The 12,353-nt window shown below is 62.2% G+C and carries 9 protein-coding genes; 3 read left to right on the plus strand and 6 right to left on the minus strand.

Translation table 11 applies throughout. From position 1 onward, the window contains the following. Positions 1 to 164 precede the first annotated feature (164 nt). The 3 genes from ACFWAY_RS14920 to ACFWAY_RS14930 are packed head-to-tail and all read left to right on the plus strand — an operon-like array spanning position 165 to position 4,120. A complete protein-coding gene (locus ACFWAY_RS14920; RefSeq protein ID WP_378511075.1) occupies positions 165 to 1,997 on the plus strand; it encodes a DUF4012 domain-containing protein in 1,833 nt (610 codons plus the stop codon). A gap of 51 nt (positions 1,998 to 2,048) precedes the next feature. Beyond that, entirely contained in the window at positions 2,049 to 3,014 is a 966-nt protein-coding gene (locus ACFWAY_RS14925) for a glycosyltransferase family 2 protein (RefSeq protein ID WP_378511076.1), read from the plus strand. Further along, positions 3,011 to 4,120: a polysaccharide pyruvyl transferase family protein gene (locus ACFWAY_RS14930; RefSeq protein WP_378511077.1), complete on the plus strand. Its 1,110-nt coding sequence runs from the start codon at positions 3,011 to 3,013 to the stop codon at positions 4,118 to 4,120. The genes ACFWAY_RS14925 and ACFWAY_RS14930 overlap by 4 nt, the downstream gene beginning before the upstream one ends. On the opposite strand, the gene ACFWAY_RS14935 is transcribed toward ACFWAY_RS14930, so the two are convergent. The 6 genes from ACFWAY_RS14935 to ACFWAY_RS14960 all read right to left on the minus strand — a co-directional run bounded on the left by ACFWAY_RS14935 (position 4,111) and on the right by ACFWAY_RS14960 (position 11,921). After that, the gene (locus ACFWAY_RS14935) at positions 4,111 to 5,388 is read right to left on the minus strand and encodes a lipopolysaccharide biosynthesis protein (RefSeq protein WP_378511078.1); all 1,278 of its coding nucleotides are present in this window, start codon (positions 5,386 to 5,388) and stop codon (positions 4,111 to 4,113) included. The two genes, ACFWAY_RS14930 and ACFWAY_RS14935, sit on opposite strands and share 10 nt — an antisense overlap. A gap of 17 nt (positions 5,389 to 5,405) precedes the next feature. Further along, entirely contained in the window at positions 5,406 to 6,617 is a 1,212-nt protein-coding gene (locus tag ACFWAY_RS14940) for a Coenzyme F420 hydrogenase/dehydrogenase, beta subunit C-terminal domain (protein ID WP_378511079.1), read from the minus strand. Between the two features lie 3 nt (positions 6,618 to 6,620). Then, a complete protein-coding gene (locus tag ACFWAY_RS14945) occupies positions 6,621 to 8,030 on the minus strand; it encodes an O-antigen ligase family protein (protein ID WP_378511080.1) in 1,410 nt (469 codons plus the stop codon). A gap of 42 nt (positions 8,031 to 8,072) precedes the next feature. After that, positions 8,073 to 9,179, minus strand: coding sequence for a DUF1972 domain-containing protein (locus ACFWAY_RS14950; RefSeq protein WP_378511081.1), 1,107 nt, complete (start codon positions 9,177 to 9,179; stop codon positions 8,073 to 8,075). A 53-nt stretch (positions 9,180 to 9,232) separates the two neighbouring features. Continuing rightward, the gene (locus ACFWAY_RS14955; protein ID WP_378511082.1) at positions 9,233 to 10,321 is read right to left on the minus strand and encodes a glycosyltransferase family 4 protein; all 1,089 of its coding nucleotides are present in this window, start codon (positions 10,319 to 10,321) and stop codon (positions 9,233 to 9,235) included. An 85-nt stretch (positions 10,322 to 10,406) separates the two neighbouring features. Next, a complete protein-coding gene (locus tag ACFWAY_RS14960; protein ID WP_378511083.1) occupies positions 10,407 to 11,921 on the minus strand; it encodes a sugar transferase in 1,515 nt (504 codons plus the stop codon). Between the last annotated feature and the right edge of the window lie 432 nt (positions 11,922 to 12,353).

Raw genomic sequence — 12,353 nt, forward strand, 5'->3', positions numbered from 1 at the left:
ACGACAAGTTGGCGCAGGTCTACGAACTTCGCGGAAAACGTGAATGCGGCAGCGGAAACCGTCGCCATGACACGACCAGCGGTAGTCCCGTGCATTCCTCCCGCGACTGGCAGTTCAGCTACGCGACCAGAAACCTTATCCTCGATAGCTAGGAGCAGACCTAAGTGGACGCGAAGTCGCCCAACAACTCCCACAGCGACGGTTCGATACCCGCTGAGGCGCCGACAGCGCCGCGCCGATGGACCGTTCGACGGCACGTACTGACCGGTGTGGGCATTGCCACTGTCGCTGTCGTCGCATGGTTCGGCTACTCGGCCTGGCAGGTCCAGCACAACCTCACCGGTGCGCGGGACAACGCGCAGCTCGCCAAGGATTCACTGCTCGACGGCGACACGGAGGGCGCGCAGCGAGCGGCGACCGAAGCCCGGGAACGGGCCGCCGGCGCACAGGACAACCTGCATTCGGTCCCGTGGAGTTCCCTGGCTGCCGTTCCCGGGCTCGGCGCGCCGTTCGAGTCAGCGCAGCAGATGTCCGACGTCGTGGTCGGGCTTACTCGTGACGTTCTCACCCCCGCGGTCGACGTCGGCGTCGCGTTGTCGCCCCGGGATCTGATCGGCGAAGGCGGCCGCGTGCAACTCCAGCCGCTGCGCGACGCCGCCCCGGCGCTGCAGGAGACGTCGACCGCAGCGCGGAACCTGGCAACTCAGGCGCAGGGCATTCGAGGCGCGGGATACCTCGGCCTGGTGGACGATGCGCGCACCGAGCTACAGAATCAGACCGACGACGTGGCAAAACTTTTGGAGAACACGACGATCGGTGCCAAAGTACTTCCGGCGATGCTCGGCCTCGACGGACCTCGGAGCTACTTCCTCGCGTTTCAGACCAACGCGGAGGCACGGGCCACCGGCGGACTCGTCGGCGGTTACAGCGTCATCCGCGCCAGCAACGGAAAACTGGGCATCGAGAAGCTCGGCAAGAACTCCGAAGTGTCCTACGACAAACGACCTCTCGATCTCGGCCCCGATTACAAGAGCATGTACGGCAACTACAACCCCTCGGTCGACATCCGAAACAGCAACCTGAGCTCCCATTTCCCGTACGCGGGCCGGATCTGGCAGTCGATGTGGGCGCAGGAGTCGGGCGAGCAGGTGGACGGAGCAATCGCGACCGACCCGGTGGCGCTGAGCTACGTCCTGGCCGCCGTCGGCCCGGTCACCCTGCCCGACGGCGAGGTTGTCGACGCCGACAACGTCGTGGAACTCACCGAATCCACCGCCTACACCCGATTCATCACCGACGAGGCCAATTACACCGCCGACAACGCCGACCGCAAGGAATACCTGCAGACCATCGCCGGGAAGGTCGTCGAGAAGATGACCGGCAAGATCGAGTCACCGCAGCGCCTGCTCGACGCTGTCGGGCGGGCCGCCGGGGAGCGACGCATCGCGGTATGGAGTGCGCATCCGGAAGAGCAGGCGATTCTCGCCGACACCACGCTGGGATACACGGTGCCCCAGGACCCCGCCCCCTACGCCGGCGTCGTGATCAACAACAACGGCGGCAACAAGCTGGACTACTACCTCGACCGCGAGATCGACTACACCGCCGGCGACTGCACAGGTGACACACGCACGACGGCGGTTACCGTGCGCCTCACCAACAACACACCGGACTCCGACTTTCCACGCATCGTCGCAGGCACGTTCAAGGAAAAGCCCCTGCCGTACGGAACGAACCTCGCCATGGTGTCGCTGCTGTCGACCAACGGCGCGACTCTGACGAAGGCAAGCATCGACGGCAAGCAGTCGTTCGCCATTCACGGAGATGAACTGGGACATCCCGTCTTCACGGTCCCCGTCACCATCCCCAAGGGCGCGACGGTCGAACTGCGATACGAACTGAACGAGCCGACGGCAACCGGCGAGGCGCGAGTGCCGGTCCAGCCGCTCGTCGATGATCCGAAAGTGACGGTCAATGCGCCAGTGTGCGGTGGATGATCCTTCCGTTCGTCGGATATGCACTACCCGCGCACGAATCGAAGGAACGTGATGAGCGAGCCGCAAGTTTCCGTGATCATAGTGACCTACAACAGCGAGGCCGTCATCGGCGATTGCGTTCGCCCACTGTCCAGACAGGACGGAATCGAACTCATCGTGCTGGACAACGCATCCGCGGATCGCACACTGGCGGTTCTCGCTGAGGAAGCGCCGGACGCCGTCGTAGTTCGGAACGAGGAGAACGTGGGTTTCGCCCGAGGTGTCAACCGTGCGGCACGCCATGCACAGGGGCGAGCGATACTGCTGCTCAATCCCGATGCACGCATCTCCCCTCGAGACGTACTCGCGCTGGCGACCATCTTCGACGAGTCGCCGGAGGCCGGGATCGTCGCACCCACCCTCAGTCAACCAGCCGGACGCCTCCAGATCCGCGAAGGCGGAAGGAGACCCAACGTCGTCAGCGTGTTCAACCACTTCTCGGGTCTGTCGCGACTGTCGCACAGACATCCGCGCTTCGAGGGTCTATATCTCCTCCATACCCACGATTTCGCAACCCGAGAGCTGGATTGGGTATCCGGAGCATGCATGATGATCCGCAAGCACACATGGGACGAATTGGGCGGACTCACCGAAAGATGGTTCATGTATGCCGAGGACCTGGAGTTCTGTCTTCGCACACGGCAACACGGCATGCGGATCATCATGAGTGCCGAACAATCAGGAACCCACGTTGTCGGAGGCAGTACAGGCCCCAACGCATCGAAAAGGCCGAATCCTGCATGGGTGATCAATCTCTACGATTTGTACAAGTGGAAGATGGCCCAGAATCGTGTGCAGAGTGTGGTGTGGAAGGCCTCCGTCGCCGCGGGCCTACTGTCGAGATCTGTGGCGTTCTACGTGAAATCGCTCGGCGCACCGGAACGGTCGGTGCTGTGGCGGTCCGAGTCGCACAAGTTCCTCTGGTACACCCGCTCACTTCTCGCGCAATCCAGCAGAATCGATGAGGTCACGACATGACCGGTCCGAATCCGCGAATCCTCGTGCTCTGGGCCGATCGGGAGTCGACGAATCTCGGCCTTCGCGCTCTGGCGGAGGGAACAGAGTCGATAGTCGAACGGAGATGGCCGAACGCCGAACTGACCTTCCACACCCAGGACAGTGACGACACCCCACTCAGCAAGCGAAGCGTGCTCCGGGACATCTTCCGCTCACGCGGACCGATCAAGCGGGAACTCTCCCGATACGACGCGATTCTGGACACCGGCGCCGGCGACAGCTTCACGGACATCTACGGGCTTCGACGCCTCATCTTGATGGCCTATGTACAGCGCGTCGCCGCACAGTTGCGAGTGCCGACCATTCTCATGCCCCAGACGATCGGCCCTTTCGACAGCACGCTCGGGCGGATCATCGCGACAAGATCCCTCCAACGGGCCACCAGCGTGTTCGCCCGCGATCCAGTCAGTCTCGAGTATGCGAAACAGCTGGGAAGGCAGTCGACGTCCGAGTCGACCGACCTGGTGTTCGCGCTGCCGCGTATGGAACACACCGACGGTATCGAGCGGGACGTGGTGATCAACGTCTCCGGGCTTCTCTGGCACGAAAATCCGCACGTCGACTACGAGAGCTATCGTCGATCCGTCACAGCCCTGATCGAGGGGCTGCTGCGACGCGGTCGCAGGGTCTCCCTCCTTGCACACGTCCTCGATTCGACTGTGACAGATAACGATGTACCGGCGGTCCGAGAACTCGGGAGGCATTTCGGAGACTCCGTCGAGGTCCTCGTTCCGGACTCCCTCACCTCGGTTCGCGGCATTCTCGCCACGGCCGACGTGGTCGTCGGTGCGCGCATGCACGCTTGCCTCAACTCACTGTCCGTGGGTACGCCGGCGATTGCCTGGGCGTACTCGCGCAAGTTCGCACCGCTGATGGATGCGCTGGGGTGGAACCTGCACGTCGATCTGAGAACGACGACGGATCCAGCTCGCGAGACCCTCACGCTCATCGACTCGACGGACTTCACCGTGGCACGCAACCGGGTGCTGCAACTCCTAGTCGGGACCGATTCGAGGATGGACGAACTCGGCGCCACCCTCGGCGACACAGTCGTCCGTCAGACATGATCGATGTGGCCCTTGGTCACGACAGTGAAGGCTTGACGGAGGTCACCGGCGTGAAACAGCAACGACGTGGCACTCAGTCGGAGGGCACGCACGCTCGCGAGGGTTGTCAACAGCCAGCCCGCAACAGACGCCAGCGCCGCCCCTGCCCCGCCCAGAGCAGGCCCCAGAACGAACATCAATGCGACGCTCATGCCCAGTCCGACAAGCTGCGCGGCGGTCATGAGGACACCTTTGTCTTGCGCCACAAGCATCTGTGACGCAACGTAGTTCACGGTGAGAAGGACTGATCCGCACAGACAGATCAGAGTGATCGATACCGAACCCCGGAAGCCCTCACCGAAGATGAGCGGAATGAGCAGGGGCGTCATACATGCCAACACCGCGACAGGCACGATAGCGGTCAGGGCGGTGATACGAATCGACAACGCCGACAAACGCATATTCGCCTCCCCCGCCGAGGCAGCGGCATCCCGGAACATTACGGACGCAATCGTGTGCCCCAGGGTCATCGGCAAACTCGCAACCGTTATCGCGATAGCAAACAATCCCGCATCGTGAGCCCCGATCGCGACCACTGCGATGATCTGAGGAAGCGTATTCGACGCGGTCTCTGCCGCTTGACTCCCGGAAAAGGCAATGCTTTCCCGCGCCAGTGGACGAAGGCGGGATCTCGGTCCACGCGGCGATATACGCGTGAGATACACCCCCATGAGGGTGGACAGAAGTGTGCTCACAGCCGCACAGACAAGTACCCACGGCAGGGTCAGGCTTCCGAGAATCCATCCGAGGGCGACTCCGGATGTGAGCACAACTGGTTGCGTCGATTGCAGGAGCGCGATAGCGCCGTATCGCCGGCCTCCGATCAACACACTCTGAAAGCAGAGTGTTGCGATGAATCCAACGGAACAACCCATCCCGAGAATGAACGCCCTGGCACTGTCGGGATCGAGTTCAGTGACGACATACCGCTCGATCAGGAAGCCAACCGCAACTGCCACGGGAACCAAAAACGGCAGAACAACGTATACGGCACGTAGCGTCGCGTCAGGAGCACCTGTCGACGCACGCCGGCGCACGGCAAGCGGTAGCCCCATCCCCAGAACTACCGGCGCGAGAACCATGGCGGCGAAGCAGGCCGAATAGAGTCCCCGCCCCGCGGGTCCCAACTCTCGCGCGATCACCGGCGCAGTGAGCAGGGGGGAAAGCTGGACGATCAGTCGTGTCACCGCAATGATGCTCGGCGACTGGACGGCCGCCGAGATCTTCATCCGCGCATCGCTACCAGCTACCATCGCCGGGCCCGTCGAAACGTTCCGGCCGCGGCACGCAGGGTTCTGACCGGTGACCGCAACGCCAACCACCACAGGTGGAAGCCGCGATACGAGGGCGTCGGGTGTCCCGCAAGCCTGCTTCCCGCCAGACGTCCCAGCAGGGTGGCGCGCCGAACCACCTGGAACGGTTGCACAGCCGCAACATCGTCCGGGTCGACGGCGCGGACCGAGATCACGCCTTCCTGAGCGGCACGCCGGATGACCTCCTCGCCTCGCCTTGTCCTCGCGATCAAAACGCTGAGCCCATCCTGATCGGTGAAGTCGGGATAGCCCTTGGCGTCCGCGCGCCAGAAGTCACCGGCAGAGATATCCGCGCTTTCGCCGACGCCGTCCGGACACAGCTTGCAACGCTGCTGGACCGCCGGCCCGAGATGCTTCCCCCACGAGTCGTCATAAGACGTCCGAACCGAGTTGCCCCGCACATCCTCCGCGTAGAAGTCACCTGGCCAGCCATGCCCCCGGTATCGCACTGCTGCCAACTCGGCGCCCTCTTCCACGCCGAGCTCGCGGATCAGGGAGTCGGTCGCGTGCTGACTGGGCACACCCGCGCAGAAGAATGAAAGCAGCAGCGGAGGCTGTTGATCGCGGGACTTCGCCAGCGCTCTCAGCGCGGCTATCTCGCAGGGCTTCCCGACGACGGCTGACCCTGGATTGTCGATGTCGGCCACCGCCGCATTCGCAGTGGGTGCATACCGTGACCCCGCGGCCCTGACGACATCCGATCTCGTCCGGACTGCACTCGATTCGGTCCTCTCAGGACCCGACTCCGCGGCGGCAGCGACAACGACACTGTCGATCTGCCCAGTGGCGAGCAACCATCCGTTCAGGGCCGTGAGGGTGCCACCACTGCTTCCCTTGAATCGGATGTCCTCGTCGAGTGCGTAAGCCTCCCAGATCGACACTATCGGGCCCAGGAAATCGTGACGTGTGGCATCGGCTGGACGCTGTGCCTGCACGGAAATACCGGGACACGACTGGCGGAACTCCGCCAAGGCTGTCGGGTCGGTTTCCGACGAATCGGACGAGCTCATACGGGGACGAACGAACCCGTTGTCCGCGAGTGCCAGGGCAACGCCCTTGTCGAGTAGCGCACATGCCCCACAACCCGAACAGTTTCCGCGCCGCACGACCTCCGCAATCTCGGCGTGCAGGAGGTTCCGGTGCATGAGTCAGAGTCCGTTCATCGCAGGGGAGGCCGTCGCAGAGCTGTCGCCGTGCCCGCGCGCCGCGGAATCCCTGTCGACATTCGTCCCCTCGTCCTCGTCTGTCATCGGACGGATCAGCGACGCCATGATGATCCAGGTAACGCCGAACCAGAACATGCTGGTCATCGTTGCTGCCGCGGCAAACGTCACCACGACCGCGTAGGCAATCGGTCTTCTCTGCCACGGCACGTGACGCAACACCGTGACGACGAGCCCCACCAACAACAACAAACCAACGATGCCCACGTCGTAGAGGATCTGCACCGGAAGCATGATGATGTGGCCGGGAACTCCGGGCGAGCCTGGCTGGTCGTGACGCAGACTGAATGTGTTGGTGCCGTTGCCGAGCCAAAGGTGTGCTCCGTGCATGTCTTCGGCGGCAGCCTTCGCTACCTCGATCCGGAAACCTATGTTTCCGCCCTGAAAGTCGATGTCACCCAACTTCCCCGACGGCTCGAGTGCCTCCGCAGTGGAGGACGACGCCGTCGCTGCCGGTTCTGCCCGCCCGACATCCTCACCGAAGGCGGGAAGGAAGGTTGCAGCGCCGTAGCCGACAACAATCCCCACGATCACGAGCACCGGGCCGAACCAAAGCCCTGTGCGTTGCCGACCGCTCTGATACGAACGCACCACTTCGTACGCGAGATAGACGATCAGACCTACGACCAGGCAGAAGACGGCCGTGCGCGTTTGTGAACCGATAACTCCCAGGGGCACAGCGACGGCAGCGGCGATCATCCAGATTCGGTTGCGTCCCTTTCGCCCCACCAGGAGAAGAGTCCACAACACCAGGATCGACGCATAGATGTTGGCTTCCTGCGACGTCATGCGCGCGACGTAGACCTGGTACATCCCGTCGAAATCCGTACCGGGTGTGAAGCCGCCATGCGAAACGTTGGCGACGATGAACGCGGCGAATCCTGCCAGTCCCCATGGAACGACGCAACGTATACCTGTGTTCTCGGCCCATTTCGCACGCGTGCCGAGCGAGATGATTCCCGCGAGCAGCAGTAGATCGATGACCAACCAAACAAGAATCGACGCACTCTTTCCGAGGCTCGGAGAGAACATCAGCGTGGCGAAGAAATTCCACGCGATGAACGCACCGAAGACGAGCACCACCGGATGTGTCAGGGCGCGGAAGAAGTCGACCCTGGTCCGCGCCCGCGCAGTCAGCCACCCTACGAGGAGTAGCGGGACCACCTGCTCGACACGGACGTTGTAACCGGCTATCGCCACACTGTAATGGCCGAGGAAGGAGGAGACGACAACAGCGACCACCAGCGCGAGGGTCACCAACTCATGCCTGTCGCGCTCGTGGACGAGAGTGCGCCAACCGGCGACACGTCGAGGTTCAGTGGACTGCGCAATCATCAATCAAGGTCCTTGGAGATTTGTCGAACAACTCTAAGAGGATCAGCCGATCGCCGCGAGGAGAGACTCTTCGTAACGTTGGCAGACATCTTCCCAGGTGTAGTAGTCGTACGCCCGTTGGAGTGCCCGATCTCGCATTACCTGCTGGCCCGCCGAATCGGCGATAACGTCCTTGACCGTGGTGACGATCGCCGAGGATTCGGCCGCGACAAATCTTCCTGCGTCACCGAGTACCTCGCGGTTGTACACGGTGTCGCGGGCGACAATGGGTGCTTGACACGCCATAGCCTGAACCAACGCCGGATTTGTTCCACCCACACTGTGACCGTGAAAGTAGGCTCCGGCGTTCTGCCATAGTGAGAACAGTTTTCGGTCGTCGCTGACGTGGCCCATCCACGTGATTCGTTCATTTCGCTGAGCCAGGACGCGCACCTGCTCATCCAACTCGCCTCCGTACCCCGATGATCCGACGATGACGACGTCGCGATCGCGACTCAGGACTTCTGCGGCTTCGAAGAACTCGACCACGGTGTTTTCCGGCACGAACCGTGCCACCATCAGTACGTACTTCTTCGGAGTGAGTCCGTCGACGGGGGGAAGCGGAGCGACGAAGTCGCCTCCGTACGGTATGAAATCGCCCTCACGATGGAAGTCGTTTTCCCACCGACGCTTGATTTCCAGGGAATCGACGACCAAGCGCGTCGCGTAACGCGCCGTCAGGGAGGCACCCGTGCGAAACACCTTCTTGGCGCCCTTACCCCACTTTGCGCGCTCCCATTCGATCCCGTCCACGTTGACGACAGTGGGAATCCCACGTGACTTCAGCGCAGGCAGCCAGAACCCGTTCGCCACGTTCAGGACAAGGGCAACGTCGGGCTTCTTCACCGCCGCATCCAGGCATGACGTCAGCCCGTAGGACAGCGTGCTGAGAGAGCGCGATTCGAACCCGATCGTGTTGCGGACAACGACTCTCCGGTCGCGGGCCGGGTCGGTAGGGACCGTTGCGCCCGGGCGTGAATAGACGGTGACATCCCACCCCTTCTCCGCCAGGCACGGAGCGAGACGCCGGATCAGGGTCTCGAAGCCGCCATAGTAACTCGGATAACCCCTCGTACCGATGATTGCAACCGAACGGCCCACTGACGTCATTGAACTCCTGCTCTTCCTGTCGAAACCACACTGTTCACAAACAAGCGGTCGGACTACGTGCTGTCGGCTAGTTCCGCGATGGCAGTTCTGATGGTTTCCACGGTGAAGTCCCAGTCCCCTGTTATCCGACATTCCGCACCTGGCAGCGTGGTATATCTCCGTTCACGCCTGGCTGGGGCCAACAAATCGGTGATCGCGTTCGAGATCGCCGCGACGTCGTTCGGATCGACATACTCTGCAGCCCCGCCGAGATTCTCTCGGAAGACCGGTATGTCGCTCACGAGAACGCGCGCGCCGAAGTACGCCGCCTCCACCGGCGGCAGGCCGTATCCCTCACCGAGGGACAGGAAACAGAAGAGCGCGCAGTTCTCATAGAGCCACCGCAACTCGTCATCCGGCGCGAACTCGACGAACACGACTGCACCCGTGGCCACCCCCGACCTGACCACACCGGACTCCGAGAAGCGGCCCGATCTCTGACCGACGACGACGAGGGGAAAGTGCTCCGAGATTGCACCTGATTCGATCGCGGCGGCGATGGTGTTCTCCAGATTCTTGCGAATATTCAGTCGGCCTACGGTCAGCAGGAACGCGTGGGACTTCAATCCGAACCGTGGCTTTCGCGCAGGAGCGGTCAGAAGTGTCGTCGACAGCCCCAAGCCCGTCACAGCCACTTCCGACGAGAGGGAGTTGTGCGCGACTACGCGCTTCGCCTCGTGTTGCGTAGTGGTCATGACGAGGCCGGTGCGTTTCGCGAGGATCGGAATTGCCGAAAGGTAAAGTCGCTCGATCTTCGTGAACCACTCAGGGTTGCTCTGGAAGAGAACGTCATGAACGAGAACCGCTGCGCTCGAGGTCGGTGCACCGAAATTCTGCAGAAAGAGAGCGTCGAAATCTCGCCCTGACTTGAGGTAGAGGGGAAGCTCGATCGCGTTGATTGCCGGATGCCGTCTCATTCGCGTCGAAATACGCTCGACTCCCGCAGGCAACTCTGCATCGGAATCACGCCACTTGGACGGAATCGCAAGGACAAGTTCGTCGCCGGGGAACGCCGACCGCCATCTGCCGACGATCTCCCGCAACACGAGCCGGTTCGAATACGGGCCGTCGATCCACCAATAGGCATCGACCAGGATTCGCATTACCAGATCACCAGTTTTCCCGTGTCGATCGGCCTCGAAACACATCTCGAGATGGGCACCACATCATTGACGTCGTCGTCGTGGATCAATACGCACCGTCACCCGCCACCACGGCCTTCAGGGTCTTGGCGATGATCAGCATGTCGCCGACCATCGACCAGTTCTCGACATAGGACAGGTCGAGACGCACCGAGTCCTCCCACGACAGGTCCGAGCGCCCGCTCACCTGCCACAGTCCGGTGACGCCGGGCTTCACCAGGAGCCGGCGATGCACGTCGTTCTCGTACGACTCGACCTCGACGCGCAATGGAGGCCTCGGTCCCACCACACTCATTTCTCGGCGCAACACGTTGATGAACTGCGGCAACTCGTCGATGCTGAGTTTGCGCAAGACCCGGCCGACACGAGTGACCCGCGGATCGTCTCGCAATTTGAACAGCACCCCAGCGCCCTCGTTGTGCCTGCTCAACGTCGCGCTGTGTTTGTCGGCGTCGTCCACCATCGACCGAAATTTCAGCATCGGAAACGGCCTGCCATCCATGCCCATTCGTTCCGACTTGTAGAACACGGGTCCTCGACTCGTCATCTTGACGGCGGCGGCCGCGAACAACATCAGCGGACTCACGACGATGAGCGCGAGGATCGCAAACATCAGATCGAACGACGTCTTCCCGAATCGCTTGGCGCCGTGATAGCGCGGCTTCTCCACGTGGATCAGCGGAAGTCCCGCGACGGGCCGCATCTCGAGGCGCGGCCCGGAGACGTCCATCATCCCCGGAGCAACCACCATGTCGACGTCCAACTGCTCGAGGTCCCAGACCATTTCACGAAGCCCTTGATGGCCGAGATGCTCGGTCGCCGTGACCGCCACGGTGTCGGCACCGGATCGCTCGATCGCATCGACGACGTCGTGCTCGTCGCCGAGGACCGGTATCGATCGTCCGTCCACGGTGATCGTGTCGCCGGACGACCGGTTGTGAGCAGGGATACATACCCCGACCACGTTGTACCCGTCCGCTGTTCCACGGTCGAACGTCCTGGCGAGGCTGCGCACGGAGTGTTCGGCTCCGACAACCAACACGGAGGTCTGGCACAGGCCGCGCGCACGCTTGCGGGCGAGGACCCGGCGCCACATCCAACGGGTCAGCAGAAGACCGAGGAGACCTGTGGGGAATGCGATCGCCAGGTACAACCGTGCCAATTCCAACTGCAGGAGGAGCGCTGCGATCGCGATGAGCCCGAACAGTCGGAGCGTCGCGGTGGCGATGCGTCGATACTCCTCCGGGCCGCTCCCGACCACTCGGGGGGATCGCACGTGAAAGACGGCGAGCATGCCGAGCCACGAAGTCATGAGAGCGACAGAAATCAGACCGTAGCTCACGTTGCTCAGAGTGCGCGAGTCCACGAGAGTTCCGGAGCCCCCGAAGCGCACCCATTGAGCCAGAGCCACCGCTGCCACCACGACGAGCGTGTCGGTGAGGAGGATTCGCCTGATGTACACGGCCAGCCAGTGTCGGCGCGCGACCCCTCGTTGCGCTGGAACGGCCGCAACACCGTGAACAGCTGAAGATCTCTCCACAGTCGAGTTGAACGTCGCCATGCATCCCCTCCACTGTCGAACCGACCGTCGGCAGAGTGTGATGGTCGAGTCGGTCGTTTCACGACAGCGGATCTCCGGACGCGGACAGTGCCGTCGTCACCAACGAGCAAAACCAGAAGTGCCCCGAGCACCGCCATGTAGATAGACGACATCGAACATTCACAACGAGTGTGGACGCTATCAGCGCGATTCCGTCCTGTCTCATCTGCACCGGCGACATGAGACCGTGCGGTCTGCACTAAATGCACACTGAGCAGCGGTTATTCGCTCCTAGAATTGGTTCGGGGGCAGTGATTTTCGGCAAACTGACCACAGGTGTTCAGGCGGAAGGATTTTCACCCGGTCAAGTCCGCATCGGGGCGTCTCCACACACCCGAAGTCCCGCCAACAGTCGAATTGCATACCCGAAGTTGACGATTACGAGACGTATTC

The sequence above is a fragment of the Rhodococcus sp. NPDC059968 genome (assembly GCF_042738615.1).
Classification (GTDB): Bacteria; Actinomycetota; Actinomycetes; order Mycobacteriales; family Mycobacteriaceae; genus Rhodococcus_F.